Annotated in this window: 15 protein-coding genes; 10 read left to right on the top strand and 5 right to left on the bottom strand. The window is 67.1% G+C overall.

Annotation, left to right across the window (positions count from 1 at the left end; all coding sequences use genetic code 11):
* Positions 1-67 precede the first annotated feature (67 nt).
* The 7 genes from AC5592_RS06165 (at position 68) to AC5592_RS06135 (ending at position 8,001) form a co-directional block, all read left to right on the top strand.
* Positions 68-589 (top strand): DUF6764 family protein, encoded by a 522-nt coding sequence (locus tag AC5592_RS06165; RefSeq protein ID WP_036507382.1) that lies wholly within the window; start codon positions 68-70, stop codon positions 587-589.
* Positions 590-752: 163 nt separating this feature from the next.
* Positions 753-1,919 carry a serine hydrolase domain-containing protein gene (locus tag AC5592_RS06160; RefSeq protein WP_086007321.1) on the top strand — a complete coding sequence of 389 codons (1,167 nt, stop codon included), beginning with the start codon at positions 753-755 and terminating at the stop codon, positions 1,917-1,919.
* Positions 1,920-1,972: 53 nt separating this feature from the next.
* A complete protein-coding gene (locus AC5592_RS06155; protein ID WP_083871361.1) occupies positions 1,973-3,376 on the top strand; it encodes a cytochrome P450 in 1,404 nt (467 codons plus the stop codon).
* Between the two features lie 352 nt (positions 3,377-3,728).
* The gene (locus tag AC5592_RS06150) at positions 3,729-4,628 is read left to right on the top strand and encodes a L,D-transpeptidase (protein WP_036507388.1); all 900 of its coding nucleotides are present in this window, start codon (positions 3,729-3,731) and stop codon (positions 4,626-4,628) included.
* A 199-nt stretch (positions 4,629-4,827) separates the two neighbouring features.
* Positions 4,828-5,793, top strand: coding sequence for a carbohydrate ABC transporter permease (locus tag AC5592_RS06145; RefSeq protein WP_371507118.1), 966 nt, complete (start codon positions 4,828-4,830; stop codon positions 5,791-5,793).
* Positions 5,790-6,662: a carbohydrate ABC transporter permease gene (locus tag AC5592_RS06140; protein ID WP_063063642.1), complete on the top strand. Its 873-nt coding sequence runs from the start codon at positions 5,790-5,792 to the stop codon at positions 6,660-6,662. The genes AC5592_RS06145 and AC5592_RS06140 overlap by 4 nt, the downstream gene beginning before the upstream one ends.
* A 19-nt stretch (positions 6,663-6,681) precedes the next feature.
* On the top strand, positions 6,682-8,001 hold the full coding sequence (locus AC5592_RS06135) for an ABC transporter substrate-binding protein (RefSeq protein ID WP_232329214.1): 1,320 nt from the start codon (positions 6,682-6,684) through the stop codon (positions 7,999-8,001).
* Here the strand turns inward: AC5592_RS06135 and AC5592_RS06130 are convergent, their stop codons facing one another.
* From AC5592_RS06130 to AC5592_RS06120, 3 genes are read right to left on the bottom strand one after another with little or no spacing between them, the layout of a single operon-like run.
* Positions 8,002-10,032, bottom strand: coding sequence for a M13 family metallopeptidase (locus tag AC5592_RS06130; RefSeq protein ID WP_167332013.1), 2,031 nt, complete (start codon positions 10,030-10,032; stop codon positions 8,002-8,004).
* Complete coding sequence (locus AC5592_RS06125) at positions 10,033-10,422, bottom strand: DUF397 domain-containing protein (protein WP_036507398.1); 390 nt, start codon at positions 10,420-10,422, stop codon at positions 10,033-10,035.
* 10 nt (positions 10,423-10,432) lie between these two features.
* Positions 10,433-11,281 carry a DUF5753 domain-containing protein gene (locus AC5592_RS06120; RefSeq protein ID WP_036507401.1) on the bottom strand — a complete coding sequence of 283 codons (849 nt, stop codon included), beginning with the start codon at positions 11,279-11,281 and terminating at the stop codon, positions 10,433-10,435.
* A gap of 117 nt (positions 11,282-11,398) precedes the next feature.
* Between AC5592_RS06120 and AC5592_RS06115 the strand changes: the two genes are divergently transcribed.
* On the top strand, positions 11,399-11,914 hold the full coding sequence (locus AC5592_RS06115; RefSeq protein WP_036507404.1) for a hypothetical protein: 516 nt from the start codon (positions 11,399-11,401) through the stop codon (positions 11,912-11,914).
* Between the two features lie 10 nt (positions 11,915-11,924).
* Here the strand turns inward: AC5592_RS06115 and AC5592_RS06110 are convergent, their stop codons facing one another.
* Complete coding sequence (locus tag AC5592_RS06110) at positions 11,925-12,530, bottom strand: DUF4190 domain-containing protein (protein WP_036507407.1); 606 nt, start codon at positions 12,528-12,530, stop codon at positions 11,925-11,927.
* Between the two features lie 51 nt (positions 12,531-12,581).
* Positions 12,582-13,382 (bottom strand): pirin family protein, encoded by an 801-nt coding sequence (locus tag AC5592_RS06105; protein WP_036507411.1) that lies wholly within the window; start codon positions 13,380-13,382, stop codon positions 12,582-12,584.
* A gap of 95 nt (positions 13,383-13,477) precedes the next feature.
* On the opposite strand from AC5592_RS06105, the gene AC5592_RS06100 reads away from it, so the two are divergent.
* Both AC5592_RS06100 and AC5592_RS06095 read left to right on the top strand, forming a co-directional pair.
* The gene (locus AC5592_RS06100) at positions 13,478-14,845 is read left to right on the top strand and encodes an MFS transporter (RefSeq protein ID WP_051025306.1); all 1,368 of its coding nucleotides are present in this window, start codon (positions 13,478-13,480) and stop codon (positions 14,843-14,845) included.
* Between the two features lie 217 nt (positions 14,846-15,062).
* Positions 15,063-16,664: a DUF4185 domain-containing protein gene (locus tag AC5592_RS06095; RefSeq protein ID WP_232329232.1), complete on the top strand. Its 1,602-nt coding sequence runs from the start codon at positions 15,063-15,065 to the stop codon at positions 16,662-16,664.
* Positions 16,665-16,708 lie beyond the last annotated feature (44 nt).

Raw genomic sequence — 16,708 nt, 5'->3', positions numbered from 1 at the left:
CGCGGATCGGGTCGGCCGCCGCGGGGTCCGGTTATGGTGAGGTTTGCCGGCCCGAAAGGAGCACTCCGTGAAGGTGACGAGCGCGATCACAGGTTGGGCCGTCGCGGCCGGGGCCGTAGTGTGCGGGGCCACCGGCACCGCCTCGGCAACCACCGTGCACTGTGATGCCGACCGTAACCGCGATATCACGATCATCGCCGGTACCACGGCATGCCGTGCGACGGGCGACGATTCCGGTCATGCCCGGTCGGCGGGAATCGACGGTGTCGGCTATGCCCAGGCAACCACGGGTGCGATCGCCCTCGGCTTGGGCGCCGGCGGCGGAATCGGGGCCAGCGAGGGCGCGGCCGGACTGCCGGTCGCGGTCGGGATGGGGCCCGACGCCTTCGCCTTCACCTCCCTCGCTCCGGAGCCCGTTCCCGGCCGGATCGGGCTCTCCTTCGCGATGAACGGTTCACAGGCGCAGGTGGTTTCAGGTGAGCGCAGCGCGGTCTGCCTCGGCTCGGCGGCGCTGGCCTGGGATTCGCGCACCGGCGCGATCTGTCTCGCGACGCCGTTCGGGTTGTGGCAGGTCCCGGCCGCGCACTGAGCACGGTTCAGGAGCTCACCTACCCTGGCAGGTGGACGTAACGACGCCGCGACGATGCGGCGGCAGGAGGTCGGCACAGGTGGATTCGGCACATTCGCGGCAGGCAGCCGAGGTGGAAGCGGCGCAGGTGGCGGGGGCCGCCGATACCGACGACGCACCGCAGATGGTCATCGACCCACGATTCGTGCCGGTCGTGCACCATTTCTTCCGGCTGTTCCCCCGGCCCAACCGGGGCGGCGGCGCGTTCGCGGTCTTCCTGCACGGGCGGCCCGTCGTCGATGTGTGGGCGGGCTGGTCGGCGCCGGATCAGCGCTGGCAATCCGACACGGTGGCCTTGAGTTTCTCCACCGGTAAGGGTGTGGTCACCACGGTGCTGCATCGGATCGCCGAACGCGGACTGGTCGATTACGACGCTCCGGTGGCCGAATACTGGCCGGAATTCGCCGCGAACGGCAAACAGGACATCACCGTTCGCGAGGTGCTCTCCCATCGCGCGGGACTGCACAAGGTGCGCGGCCTGGCGACCGATCCCGACGGCATTCTCGACTACGACGCGATGATCGCGGCGCTGGCGGCCGCCGAACCGGATCCGCGGCGGTTACAGGGGTCGGGATATCACGCGGTGACCTTCGGCTGGCTGGTCGCCGAAATCGTGCAGCGGGCGACCGGCGAGCCGTTCACCGAGGTGTTGCGACGCGAAATCGCCGAACCGCTGCAGACCGAGGAGTTCTGGTACCGGGTCCCCGAGTCCGAGCGGTACCGCATCGCCCGCACCTTCCCGCGGTTGCGTATTCCCGGGCTGCGCTGGGATACCGCCTCGAAGGTGATCTCCCGCAGCCGCACGGTCGGTGCGATCGCCGAGGCCGGGATGCCGGCCGGCTTCGATGTACTGGTGGGCGATCCGCGCGTGCACGACGCGGTGATGCCCGGCTTCAACGGGGTGTTCTCCGCTCGTGCCCTGGCCCGGATGTACGGCGCCCTGGCGAACGAGGGCCGGGTGCTGCTGCCGGACCGAACCTGGAGCGAACCGCTGCTGCGCCCGGAAACCATCGAGAACATCAATCATGTGCAGCGCAGCGAACATCGCGACTACGTCATCGGCGTACCCGTGCCGTTCACACTGGGATATCACCGGCCGCCGATCGCCTCGCGGCGCCCGCTGCGCCGGGCGTTCGGCCACTACGGCGTGGGGGGTTCCGGTGCGTTCGCCGATCCGGAATCGGGCATGTCGGTCGCCTTCGTCACCAATCGCCTGGGTAATTCGCTGAACACGATCGGCGACGGGCGGCTGGCTCGATTGGCCGCAGAGGCCCGCGCGGCACTCGGCTGACGGGGGGCGCGGACGGCATCGAACCCGGGCCGTGGCTGCTTCGTGTGCTGGGTATGCGCGCAGCAACAGCAGGCCGGCATCGCACTCCGCAGATTTCCGGCGAACGGGCCGTACCCCGGCAACCGCGGTGGGTCGCGGCGCACGCGCTGGCGGCCGGAATCGATTTCGATCGGTACTTCCGGCTGCGCCGCGCGCGCGACGGCGATCCGTTTCTGGTCCGCTTCCCGGGATTCGGCGCGGTATTGTTCACGGGGACACCGGGTGGCACGAAGGAATTTCTCCGCTCGCCGATCGGAATTCTGCATCCGCCGCAACCGAATCCCATTGAACCGCTTATCGGTTCGGCCTCATTGATACTCGCTCGTGATCAGCGTCATCGCAGTGATCGCACGGTACTGACGCCCGCATTTCATCGCGCCCGAATTGCGCAGTACGGCACGGTAATTCGGGACAGCACCCGCGACGAAATCGCCGGCGCCGGCGCCGGTCCCGCATGGCTGCCGGGAACGGTGATCGATGCGCGGGTGGCGGCGCGGGCGCTGACGTTGCGGGTGATCCTCACGCTGATCTTCGGCGCCGACGATCCGCGCCGCCGCGACATCTACACCGCCGCGGTCGGCGACTTCCTCACCGCCTTCACCGGACCGCTGATGCTGGTTCCCGCGTTGCGGCACAGCGCATTCGGCTTGTCGCCGTGGGACCGGTTCGCGCGGGCGCGCACCCGGCTGGACGCATTGCTGGACGCCGATATCGCCGCGCGGCGGGAGACAGGCACGCCCGGTGACGGTGCGCTCGGCGTGCTGTCGACCGCTCGCTACGAGGACGGCGGCGGGGTGAGCGATGCCGATCTGCGCGAACAACTGCGCACGCTGTTGGTGGCCGGTCACGAGACCACGGCCACGAGTCTGGTGTGGGCGCTGTTCCGGTTGCACCGCGACCCCGGCGCGCTGGCTCGGTTGCGCGCCGAAGTGAGTGCCGCGGGACCCGACGCCGATCCCGAGGAGCTGGCCGGTCTGCCGTATCTGAATGCGGTGTGCCAGGAGACTTTGCGACTGCATCCGCCGGTGCCGATCGTGCTGCGGCGGCTCACCGGACCACACACGGTATGCGGGGTGGAGTTGGCCGAGGGGGACACGATGGGTGTCGCGATCCCGCTCGTGCACTCCGATCCCGGCACCTGGGACGAGCCCGAGCGGTTCCGGCCGGAGCGGTTCCTGGACCGCCGCTACGGACCGTTCGAATACCTGCCCTACGGCGGCGGCCATCGCCGCTGTCTCGGCGCCACCCTGGCCGACTACGAGTTGCGAATCGCGCTCGCCACCATCGTGAGTCGCGTCGAGTTGTCACTGCTCCCGCGCTATCGTCATGGCCGAATTCCGCGCTCGGTGCCGCACAACATCGCGACCGGTCCGCATCGCGGGATCCGCTTCACGGTGGAGGGAATCCGCCACCACTGAAGTGATTTGCCTCACAATGAGGTTTGCTGGGTATCGACTCGGCTCTCATCCCCCCGCCCGGACCTCGAACCCGACTCGCCGATGCGAACGGGACTTTCACCCTGTCACCACTGCGCCACTCGCCCATGGTGACTGATCACACAGGTGTGGTGCGGACTTCATAACTGGCGGAACGCAATTGGCCGATGCCCGCGAGAGATGTAGTAATGGATGCCGGGCCGGGGCCTGATAGACCGTTCGCGCACAGGCGCGCGAATATTCCTGTGCGCCGTGGCGCGCGATCTAGGTGGGAGAGGACGTAACGGCTGTGCGCACCACAACCTGTCGGAAGCCCGTTCGGGACGAGACCAGCCTGTCCAAACGGACCGGCCTGTTAGCCCTCGCGGCAACCTCCCTGGCGGTGACCGCCGCCGGTGCCATCGCCATGGCGCCCGCCTCGGCAGCGCCGCTGTGGCCCGGTGGGCCCGATGTTCCCGGCGCTCCGGCCGTCGTGCAGGCGCCGCAGCCCGAACCCGGTGCCGCGCCGGTGAAGAACCCGCCGCCGCTGCCGCAGGCGAACTTCGCCGCGCCGAGCATCAGCCCCGGCGATGGCGACGTGGTCGGCGTCGCCCAGCCCATCATCATCAACTTCAAGGATCCGGTCGGCGACCACGCCGCGGCCGAGAAGGCCATCCGGATCACCTCCAGCAATGCCACCCACGGCCACTTCTACTGGCGCGGTGACAAGCAGGTGCGGTGGCGGCCGGAGGAGTTCTGGCCCGCCAACTCCGACATCACCGTCGAGGCCGGCGGCACCAAGGTCGCCTACAAGGTGGGCGACGCGGTCGTCGCCACCGCCGACGACGCGACCCACACGATCACCGTCACCCGCAACGGCGAGGTCATCAAGACCATGCCGACCTCGATGGGCAAGAAGGATCATGAAACCCCCAACGGCACCTACTACGTCGGGGAGAAGAACCGGAAGATGATCATGGACTCCTCGACCTACGGGGTCCCGATCACCGATCCGCAGGGCTACAAGCTCGAGGTCGAGTACGCGACCCGGCTGTCCAACAGCGGCATCTTCGTCCACGCCGCCCCGTGGTCGCTCGCCCAGCAGGGTGTGTCCGACTCCAGCCACGGCTGCCTGAACGTCAGCACCGAGGACGCCCAGTGGTTCTTCGAGAACGCGCAGAAGGGCGATCCCGTAGTGGTGACGAACTCCACCGGAAACCTCAGCGCCGGTGACGGTATGGGCGACTGGAGCTAGACTCCTCCGCCTCTCCGCCTCTCCGCGTGTTTCGCGGGCCGTGAGTGCCTTGCCGGGCATTGCCGTGTCCGGGTGGTGACGGCGAGCTCGGGGTTTGGCGGAAATGGCGGCCGTCGCGGTGTCGGACTTCTAGGATCTGCTCATGCCCGGGGTGTCCGAGAATGATCATCCGACGCCCGGTCGAGAGTTCAGGGGTTCGGTGCCTGGGGTTCTCCGGGCGTTCGCTGGGGGCAGACAGACTGCGGTGGTGCGGAGCCGGCCGGAGCGAGTATTGCCGCAGAACCGGGGGCGGCGGCGGCCGTGGGGGGATTACGGGCTGTTCTTCGTGCTGGTGGTGCCGAATCTGGTGCTGCTCGGGCTGTTCGTCTACCGGCCGCTGATCGACAACATCCGGCTCTCGTTCACCGACTGGAATCTCGCCGAACCCTTCGCGCACTTCGTCGGAGTGCGCAACTACCGCGAGTGGTGGACGCGGGCGGACACCTGGCAGATCGTCGGCAATACCGTGATCTTCACCGTCTTCGCGGTCGGCGGCAGTATGGTGCTCGGTCTCGCGCTGGCCCTGCTGCTCGATCGGAAATTGTTCGGCCGCAACGTGGTTCGCTCGGTGATCTTCGCCCCGTTCGTGATCTCCGGCGCGGCCATCGGGGTGGCGTTCCAGTTCATCTTCGATCCGGGCTTCGGCCTGGTGCAGGATCTGCTGCACCGCATCGGCATCACGAATGTGCCGGATTTCTATCAGGAACCGCACTGGGCGCTGTTCATGGTGACGGTGACCTACATCTGGAAGAACCTGGGCTACACCTTCGTCATCTACCTGGCCGCGCTGCAGGGTGTGCAGCGCGACCTGTTGGAAGCGGCCGCGATCGACGGCGCCGGGCGATGGACCACCTTCACCCGCGTCCTGCTGCCGCAGTTGCGGCCCACCACGTTCTTCCTGTCGATCACGGTCATGCTGAATTCGCTGCAGGTATTCGACATCATCAACGTGATGACCCGCGGCGGGCCGCTGGGCACCGGTACGACGACCATGGTCTATCAGGTCTACCAGGAAAGCTTCCGCAACTTCCGCGCCGGATACGGTGCCACGGTCGCGACGATCATGTTCGTGGTGCTGCTGATCATCACGCTGGTCCAGGTGCGAGTGATGGATCGAGACGAATGACGAGCACGACGGTAGCGCCGGCCGCCCGTAGCCGGCAGCGGAAACGCCTGCTGGCCAACGTTTTCGGCTACGCGGCGATGGTGTGTGTGCTGATCGTCGTCGGGGTGCCGCTGTTCTGGATCCTGATCACCTCGTTCAAGGCGCGGCCCGATATCTACACCCAGCCGGCCGTGTGGTGGCCACGCAGCCGGCATCCGGAGAACTATCGCGAGGCCACGACCACGCTGCCGTTCTGGACCTTCCTCCGCAATTCGCTGATCGTCACCGCCGTCGTCTCCGCGGTCAAATTCGCGCTCGGCGTCTTCAGCGCCTACGGTCTCGTCTTCCTGCGCTTTCCTGGGAAGACGCTGATCTTTCTGGCGATCATCGCCGCGCTGATGGTGCCCAACCAGATCACCGTGATCTCCAACTACGCGCTGATCGCCCAGGTGGGTTGGCGCAATACGCTGCCGGGCATCATCGTGCCGCTGTGCGGAGTGGCGTTCGGCACCTTCCTGATGCGTAACCACTTTCTGTCCCTGCCGGTTTCGGTGATCGAGGCGGCGCGCATCGACGGTGCGAACTGGTGGCAACTGCTGGTGCGAGTGGTACTGCCGATGTCCGGCCCGACGATGGTGGCGTTCGCGGTGGTCACGCTCGTCAACGAATGGAACGAATATCTGTGGCCGTTCCTGATGGCCGACGACTCCGGCGTCGCGACCCTGCCCGTCGGATTGACGCTGCTGCAGAACACCGAAAATCCCAGCGTCACCAACTGGGGGCCGGTGATGGCCGGAACCCTGCTGACCATGCTGCCGATTCTGGTGGTGTTCGTGCTGCTGCAGCGGCACATGATCAAGGGCCTCACCACCGGTGCCGTCAAAGGATGATTCGCTCGAGGAGAGTGCCGTGACCCGACCGCGCACACTGACCCGTCGCGGATTTCTCACCGCCACCTCGGCGGCCGCCGGGCTGGCCCTGTCGGCGTGTGCGGGGATGGGTGGCAGCACCGGTGTCGGCGGCGATCCGAACACGATCATCTTCTGGTCGAATCATCCGGGCACCTCGAAGAATCAGGAAACCGAGCTGATCAACCGGTTCCACGCGCAGCATCCCGATCTGACGGTGAAGCTGGTGGACGCCGGGCGCAACTACGAAGAGGTGGCGCAGAAGTTCAATGCCGCGCTGACGGGCGGCGCCCTGCCGGATGTCGTTGTGCTCTCGGACGTCTGGTGGTTCAACTACGCGTTGAACAAGGCCATCGAACCGCTCGACGAGCACATCGCGGCCGCCGCAGTGCCACTGGCGGACTACGTCGACAGCTTCGTCGACGACTACCGGTTCGCGGCAAAGCTGTGGGCGCTGCCGTATGCGCGCTCGACTCAGATCTTCTGTTACAACCGCGGCCTGTGGGCCCGCGCCGGTCTGCCCGACCGTGGCCCGCAGAGCTGGCAGGAATTCGACGAATGGGGCCCCGAACTGCAACGTGCCATCGGCGCGGGGAAGTGGGCGCACGGCTGGGGTGATGCCAAGAACTATCTGGCCTGGACATTTCAGGGACCGAACTGGACTTTCGGCGGCGCCTACTCGGATCGGTGGACACTGAAGTTCTCCGATCCCCGCACGGTCGAGGCGGGAAACTTCCTGCGCGACATGATCAATCGCAAACACTACGCCGCCATCCGCCCACAGCTGGCCGTGGATTTCGGCACCGGCGTGGTGGGCTCGGCCATCACCTCCACCGGCGACATCAAGGGCATCGTCGCCAACGCGGCGGGCAAACTCGACTTCGCCACCGCATTCCTGCCGCATCCGAACGGGCCGGGATGTACCACCGGCGGTGCGGGACTGGCGATTCCGTCGCGCATCTCCGATCAGCGCAAGACCAACGCACTGCGCTTCATCGAGTTCATCACCAATCCGGTGAACACGGCCTATTTTTCGCAGGCGACGGGCTACATCCCGGTGCGCAAGTCGGCGGTCCACGATCCGTCGGAACAGCAATTCCTCGCCGCCAACCGCAATTTCGCGACCGCTGTCGACCAGCTGCCGCTGACCCGTTCGCAGGACTATGCCCGGGTGTTCCTGCCCGGTGCCGATCAGATCATCGGCACCGGGCTGGAACAGATCGGATTGCAGAACCGGGACGTGACGTCGGCCTTCGCCGATATCACCGATCGGCTGCAGACCATCTACGAGCGGCAGATCGAACCGAAACTACCGCGGTAGCTACCAGATCCGCACACGCTCGGTGGGTTCCAGGTACAACGCGTCACCCGGTTCGACACCGAACGCCTCGTGGAATCCGTCCAGATTGCGAACCACACCGTTGCACCGGAACTCCGGCGGAGAATGCGGGTCGACGGCCAGCCGGCGGATCGCCTCCTCGTCGCGGGCCTTCGTCCGCCACACCTGCGCCCAGCCGAAGAACACGCGCTGCAGCCCGGTCAGTCCGTCGATCACCGGCGGCTCCGCGCCGCCGAGTGAGATCTTGTAGGCCTCCAACGCGATCGAGAGCCCACCCAGGTCGCCGATGTTCTCGCCGATGGTGAATTCGCCGTTGACGGTGTGGCCGGGCAGCGCCTTCGGTTCGAACTGGTTGTACTGGTCGATCAGCGCCTTGGTGCGCTTACCGAATTCGGAACGATCGGTTTCGGTCCACCAGTCGACCATATTGCCGTCGCCGTCGTATTTGCTGCCCTGATCGTCGAAGCCGTGGCCGATCTCGTGCCCGATCACCGCGCCGATGCCGCCGTAGTTGGCGGCGTCGTCGGCGTTCATGTCGAAGAACGGCGGTTGCAGAATCGCCGCCGGGAACACGATCTCGTTCATGCCCGGGTTGTAGTAGGCGTTCACCGTCTGCGGCGTCATGAACCACTCGCCGCGATCGACCGGGCCGCCGAGCTTGTTCATATCGCGGTCGTGGTCGGCGGCGTAGCCACTGCGGTAGTTGCCGACCGGATCGGCGGGATCGACGCGGACCGCGGAATAGTCGCGCCAGGTGTCGGGGTAGCCGATCTTGGGGGTGAACCGCTCCAGCTTGGCGAGCGCGGCCTCACGAGTCTCCGGGCTCATCCACTCCAGTTCGCTGATGTTGCGGCGGTAGGCCTCGATCAGATTCGCCACCAGCTCCTGCATCCGCTGTTTGGCCTCGGGCGGGAAGTGTTCGGCGACATAGATTTTCGCGACCGCTTCGCCGAGAAGATCCTGCACCAGCGAGACACCGCGCTTCCAGCGCTCGCGATTCTCCTGGGCGCCGGTGAGGGTGCGGCCGTAGAAGTCGAAGCTCTCCTCGACGATCGCGGCGGTCAGATACGGGGCGCGTGCCCGCAGCACCCGCCAGCTCGCCCACGCCTGCCAGTCCTCGAGCGGCTCCGCGGCCCACAGCTGCGCGAAGGTACGCGCGTAATCGGGCTGGCGCACGATGACTTCGGCGAACAACTCGGTTCCGGAGGCCGAAACCCCCGCCGCCAGTTCCTCGGTCCACGCGGTCCAGTCGAATTCCGGATTCGCGGCGGCCAGGTCGGCGAAAGTGGTGAGGTTGTAACTCAATTCGGCGTCGCGGCGGCGCACCACATCCCAATGCCCCGCGGCCAGTTTGCGTTCCAGCTCGAAGACGCGCTGCGGGTCGTACTCGAGCGCGGCCAGCTGGAACATGCGCCGGATGTGCTCGACGTATTTGGTGCGGATCTCGGCGTAATCGTCGTTGCGGTAATACGATTCGTCCGGCAGGCCGAGCCCGGACTGGGTCAGGTTGACCAGATAACGCTGCGAATTCTTGTCGTCGGTATCGACGTAGGCGCCGACCGCCCCGCCCACACCGGTGCGCTGCAGCCGGCCCAGCAGTGCAGCGAGTTCGCCGCGGTCGTTCACCTCACGCACCGCCGCCAGTTCCGCGGCGATCGGGGTGAGCGCGGCGGCCTCCACCGCCTCCTCGTCCATGAAGCTGTTGTAGAGGTCGGCGATCTTGCGCGCCTCCTCCTCGTCCGGCACCGCGGCCACGGTTCCGGCCGCCAAGTCCTGGATGATCTTCTTGACGTCCAGTTCGGCCTGGTCGTAGAGGGTGCGGAACGCTCCGTCGACCGCGCGATCGGCGGGAATGTCGTAGGTGTCCAGCCATTTGCCGTTGACGTGCGCGAACAGGTCGTCCTGTACCCGCACAGCGTCGTCGCGATAGGTCAGATCGATGCCCGAGGGAGTCGTCACGTCGAAAGTCACGACCTCCAGTATGCCGACGACGGCGTCGCGCCGCCGCCGCATTCAGCCCGGTGCGGCGGTCGCCACCGGGATGCGGTCGAATTCACCGTCATGGGCGCCGGCCGAGAACGCCTGCCACTCGCCGGGGGTGAACGACAGCTCGGTGGTGTCGTGGACAAGTACCGTGCCGCCGTCCGGGGCCGGGCGTATGTGCAGGTCACCCTCGATGCCACCGTGCAGGAGCATGCGGAGGAACGCCATCCAGGCGAGCGCCCCGACGGTGATCACCGGCTCGAGCTCCGGTCTGTTCGCGGGATCGCGGCGGTATTTGCTGTCGCGGATCTGCACCGCGTCACCGTCGAAACGGACCTCGACGCACTGGTTGCCGTTGTTGGTGCGCGTGGAGGTGAACCAGGGCGTGACCTCCGGCCGATACCTCGCGGGGGTGGGCATGGGCGGGAGTTTACACGGCTGCGTATTTCTCGATCAGCGCCAATGATTCTGTGCGCGTGAGGGATTGATCGAGAGCTCGCACGAATGCGAACGCCAGATCGTGCACCTGGTCGGGATTGTCGACCGGCCCGCCGAAGACCGCGCTCTCGGCCCAGCCGAAGGTCGGCAGATACTCGGAGGCGAAGTCCAGCAGATGAAAACTCGCCCCGCCGAGGATTGCGCCGTCGGGTGCCGCGAACGGGATGACCCGGATGTCCACGTTCGGCCTTGTGCGCAACAGCCCGGCCAGATACTCCAGCTGCGCACACAGCACTGCCTGGCCGCCCACCTGCTGCAACAGGGTCGCCTCGCCGACCACGGCGGTGAGGGCGACGGGATCGTGCCCGTGCAACCGCTTGCGGCGGCGCATCCGCACCGCGACCAGCTGTTCGACCTGCGCCGGCCGGATCATCACATCGGCGGCGATCAGCGCCCGCGCATAGGCCTCCGTCTGCAGCATGCCGGGGATCACGAGGCTGTCGTAGCTGCGAATACTGTCCGCGCCGTATTCCATCCCGTAGTAGCGCTGCAGTTCCGGGCCGATCAGGGCCGATCGCGTCCACCAGCCGCGCTCTCTCCCGGCCGCCAGCAGGGCGAGCAGTTCCGCGCGTTCCTGTTCGCCGACCGCGAGCAGGTCCAGCACCGGACCGATGGTGTTGGCGGTCAGCACCCGGCGGCCCTTCTCGACATGCGACCAATTGGCGGGGGTGAACCCCACCGCGCGGGCGAAGCCGGCCGAGTCGAAGCCGCGTTGTTCGCGGAGTTCGCGCAGGCGACGGACCAATTCCCACCGGGCGACCACTGGCGAGGTAGGGGCCATGCGGGCAGATGCTACGCCGGCCACCGCGACACGCCTCTGACTATTGTCATTTCAACTGTACGGGGATACGGTCTGCGTATCGGTGGCACTGCACTCGACGACGAGACGAGGTTCGCCATGAGCACGCGCGACCCGATGGCCGGCGCGATCGAACCGAATATCACCACCATCACCACCGCGCCGCGCGCAGTCACCCAGGAAGCGCTGGTCCGCTGCCGTCGCTACCGGAAAGAGAACGGGCTCTACGGCATCGTCGAACCGGTCCGAGGTCGCATCCTGTTGGAAATAGGCCCGGTCGGCGCGATCACCGTGCCGGCCGCCCTCGGAGCACCGATTCGCGAATATCTCACCGTGCGCGGACATCGCGGGCCGATCATCGGACATCCGCGCTCGGCGCGCTGGACCTTCTTGACCGGACATGTCGACGAATCGGCCACCGACGCCGCGATCGCGTCCGATATGTTCCATCGCTGCGCCGCCCTGGTCGCACCGGGTACCACCATCGTGCTGCCCTCACCGGCCGACGAGCGCACCGGATACCGGGTGTGGATCGATTCGCCGCACAGCGATTACCGGCCGGAACTGGCCGAGGTGCTCACCGCAACCCGCCAGTGCCGGCCGGACCCGTACTGACCCGCGGCGATCAGGAGGTCGGCCGCGGACTCAGGGTCACGCTGTACTTGTTCTCCAGCGTCTGATTCCAATCACGCTGGCACTGGTCGATCTTCGACTGATCGCCGTTGGCCTTGTTCACACAGTCGAGGAAATCCTTGCCGCCGTTGTTGACGAAGAAGTTGACCCCGATGGCGGCGATCACGATCCCGGCGATCAGGCCGAGCAGGCCCAGGACCAGACCGGCCATCGCCATCCCGCCCCCGGCCGCGGTGCCGCGCCGCGCCTTGACCGTCGCGATGATGCCGAAGATCAGGGCGACCAGGCCGAACAGGATGCCGCCCACCACCGTCCAGCAGGTCAGCACGGCGATGATGCCGAGGACCAGCGCCGTGATGGCCAGCCCCTTGCCCCTGGGCTGCTCCCAGGTGCCCTGTCCCGGCGGACCGGGATAGCCGCCCGGAGGCGGCGGGGGGTATCCACCCGGATACTGTCCGGGCTGCTGGCCGTACTGGCCGGGTTGTTGTGCGTACTGGCCCGGTTGCTGGGGATATTCGCCCGGACGTCCGGGTTCGCCACCCGACTGCGGATACGGTTCCGGCGGGGGGTAGTTCCCGGGCGGTGGATTCTCGGTCATCGCTGTCCTCTCCTCTGACGCACGGGCCCTCGACGGCCGCGTCTGCCGACTCTATTGACCGCCGAGACGTGCGTGCATTTCCCACACCAGGACTTCCGCCGGAACCTCGGCGACGATGCGCTGCCCACCGCTTCGGGTCATCCGCACCGCGTCGCCCTCGTAGAGGGTTCCGACGCCCTCCATCTCGACCTCGCCGCGGGCGACGAAGACATGCAGGTAGGGCGCCTCGGGCAGGGTGATCGCCTGCCCCGCAGCCGCTCCCGCCGCACCGGGCATACGCCCGACGTGCAGGGCGGAATGGCTGCTGCTGATCGCGATCGCGGTGCGATCGCGATAGCGCGGCATACCCGTGGCGACCGTGATCAGGCCGCCGCGGTCCAGTTCGTCGTCGATTTCCAGTTGCTGATATCCGGGAGTAATTCCCGGCTCGTCCGGTACTACCCACATCTGCACGAAATGAACCGCTTCGGAATGCGGCGACGTGCCGCCCTGTTCGGGCGGAAGCCGCCACGAATCATTCTTTTCCGAATGCAGAATTCCGGTTCCCGCGCTCATTCGCTGCGCCAATCCGGGATAGATGACACCAGCATGTCCGAGCGAATCCTGATGCACCAGAGATCCGTTCAGAACCCAGGTGACAATTTCCATATCGCGATGCGGATGAGTGTCGAATCCCTCGCCCGGCAACACGATGTCCTCGTTGTTCACCAGCAGCAGCCCGTGATGGGTGTTCTCCGGATCGTAATGCTCGCCGAACGAGAACGAATGCTTCGAATCCAGCCATGCCACACGGGTTTTCATGCGATCGCCGGCGCGATGAACATCGATGTGTGGTGTCGTGAGTGTGGACAACGGGGGTCCTCCTCTCGAGCTGCTGTCGAGGCCGCCGGGTAGATTCTACCGTGGCTGCGCACCGGCCCCGCACATTGATCCGGAGGTGAACCGAAATGCGACCCGACGCCGCGCGGCGGGCCGCGGTGGCCGCCGCCGTCCGCCGGCCCGGAATGCCGCGGCTGGCGCTGATCCGGTTCTCCGGACAGTTCGGCGACGGAATGTTTCAAGCAGCGCTGTCGGGTGCGATTCTGTTCAATCCCGAACGTGCCACCGATCCGCTGGCCATCGCGGGCGGGTTCGCGGTACTGCTGCTGCCGTATTCGGTGATCGGACCGTATGCCGGAGCGATGCTGGACCGCTGGGACCGGCGGATGGTGCTGCTGATCGCCAATGTGCTGCGGGCGGTGTTGATAGTGGTGACCGCGGTCGGGCTGTGGGCCGGAATCCGCGATACGCCGCTGTTGCTGCTGGCGCTCGCGGTGGTCGGGATCAGCCGATTCGTCCTGGCCGGGATCTCGGCGTCGCTGCCTCGGGTGCTGGAACAGCGCTGGCTGGTGCCGATGAATTCGGTCCTGGCCACGGTGGCATCGGGATGCGCCGGGGCGGGTGCCGCGGTCGCGGTGGCGATCATCGGGGCGGTGGGCGCGGGGGACGTCGCGGGTGCGGTGGCGGTGGCGGCCAGTGCCTGCGGGTCGGCGATCTCGGCGGTGGCCGCGATCGGCTTCACGCGCCATCAGCTCGGACCCGAACATCGAATCGGTGCGTCCGGGCGCGGCGCGACCGCCGAGTCCGTGCGCGCCGTGTTGACCGGTCTGCGCACCGGCGCCCGTGCGGTCGCCGAATCGCGGGATTGCACCACCGCGATGATCGGCGTCGGCACCCACCGCATCGTTTTCGGCGCCAACACCCTGCTCATGGTGCTGGTCCTGCGTCGCCCCAACGAATCCGGCATGTCGGCGAGTTCGGGACTGGTCGGCTTCGGCGTCGCGATCACCGCGGTCGCCGCGGGCATGCTCGCCGCCGCGGTGCTGACGCCGCTGCTGATTCCGCGGCTCGGGCGCCCGCGCACGGTGGTCGCCGGACTGTCGGCGGCGCTGCTGGTGCAGGCGACACTGGTCCCGCCGATCACCGTCGCCACCGGCGCGGCCGAACATCGGGCCCACCAACTGCTGCTGGCCGGCGCGTTCCTGCTCGGCATGGCCGGGCAGATGGTGAAACTGACCGGCGACGCGACCCTGCAGATCGATGTCGACGACGCTCGGCGCGGACAGGTATTCGCCCTGCAGGACACGATTTTCAACATCACGTTCGTCGTCGCCGTCGCCGTGACCGCCCTGGTCATTCCCGCCGACGGCCGTTCGCTCGGTGTGGTGGCGGCCGGCGCCGGACTGTACGCGCTGGGGATCGCGGCGATCGCGGTCAACAGCCGCCGGCGCACGCCACGCGATTCCTCCGGACGTTCGCAGACGCATCCCGGCTGATCGGTTAGATTGTTAGCCGCTGTGCTCGGTCCCAGCTGATGCGGTGACTGACAGTGCATGTCACCAGCGGTGCGAGTGGTAGTCGAGGAGTGCGGTGTTCGGGAACAACGCGACGGGGAGAGCTGCTGCCGGCGGAGCGGCGGCGGCGCGCGGCTCCACCCACATCGGAAAGCGCTGTGCCTCGGCGATTTTCACGCCCGCGGTCACCGGATTGCTGGTGTTCGGCACGCTCGCACCCGTCCCCGCGTCGGCCGAACTCGCCCCGTGGGCGCCACCACCGAAGAATGCCTGCGGCGAAACGGGATTCGATCCGCTCGCGCGTCAGCCCGATCCGAATGCGCCTGCGCCGCCGATTCTTCCGCCCAGGATCGACATCCCGGTGCCGGTGCCGGAGATCGTGCCCGTACCCGTGCCCGGCCCGCGGCCGGACAACACCCGGATCGTCCCGCAACCACTGCCGGCGGACCCGTGCCACAACCCGTGCCCGGACATTCGCGATACGCCGAAACCACCGCCGACCGAAGATCCTTCCGCGCCGGGCGAATCCGCCCCCGACTCCGGATCGGCATCCGGCTCCGGTTCGGCACCCGGCTCGAACAGTGGCTCGGGCACAGGTTCCGGGTCCGGGTCCGGCACCGGCTCGGGATCGAATTCCGGCCCGTTCAATCTGCCGAACATCAATATCAATCCCGAACCCGAACCGATTCCGATCCCCATCCCCGGCGGCGAACCGCCGGCGCCGGAGACCCCGCCGACGCCGGTGCGGCCGTCGACCGACCCGGGCGCGGTCGCGGTGGCACCCGCGCCGCGCACGGTCGAGAACGTGAAGCTGGTCAATCAGGTGACCGGCCACGGCTCGGTCAACCGCACCGATATGCGCTGGCAGGTCGACGGGACCGATCTCGGCATCATGTGGGAGACCGGACCGGGCAAGGTCGCGGTGGTATTCGGCGACACGTTCGGCAAGGGCTGGGAGTACGGCCAGGCCGGCGGACCGGACTGGCGATCGAATGTGCTCGGGTTCAGCTCCGAACGGGACCTGTCCAAGGGCCTGATCATCGACGACATGGTGCAGGACAGCCGCTGCCACGCCGCCGAACTGCTGAACAGCCGCAAGATCAAGAACTTCGAGACCACGGTGATCCCCACCTCCGGATTCGCCCTCGGCGACCGGCAGTACATGAGCTACATGTCGGTCAATCACTGGAGCAGGGTCCCGGGGATGTGGTGGACCAACAACGGTGGTCTGGCCTACTCCGACGACGGCGGCAGTACCTGGGTCAAGGATCAGTACGCCAAGTGGGACAACATGTTCGGCATCGATCGCTTCCAGGTCGCGACGATGGTGCCGCACGGCGACTACGTCTACATGTTCGGCACGCCCAACGGCCGCATCGGCATGATCGGCCTGGCGCGGGTGCCGAAGAAGGACGTGCTGAACAAGTCCGCGTATCAGTACTGGGTCGACGGCACCTGGGCCCCCGCGCAGGAGAATCGCGCCACGCCGCTGCTTCCCGGCATCGCGGGCGAGTTGTCGGTGCGCTACGACGAGTCGAGCAAGCAATGGCAGATGGTGTACCTGGACCCGGCTCGGCACGCGATCGTGCTGCGCACCGCGACCGAACCGCAGGGAGCCTGGACCGACGGCACCGTGCTGGCCGATACGAACGACTACCCGAAGGCCTACGGCGGTTTCATCCACCCCTGGTCGACCGGTAAGGACCTCTACTTCACGATGTCGGCCTGGGACAGCTACAACGTCTACCTGATGCACGCGACGCTGAACGATCCGACCGCACCGGAACCCGCCGATCCGTAGGCCCGCGCGAGTAGGCCGCGCGAGGAAATGTCATCGACACCACC

Origin of the sequence: Nocardia violaceofusca NBRC 14427, from assembly GCF_963869435.1 — a bacterium.
Classification (GTDB): Bacteria; Actinomycetota; Actinomycetes; order Mycobacteriales; family Mycobacteriaceae; genus Nocardia; species Nocardia aobensis.
This window is presented reverse-complemented; position numbering and strand designations above follow the sequence as displayed.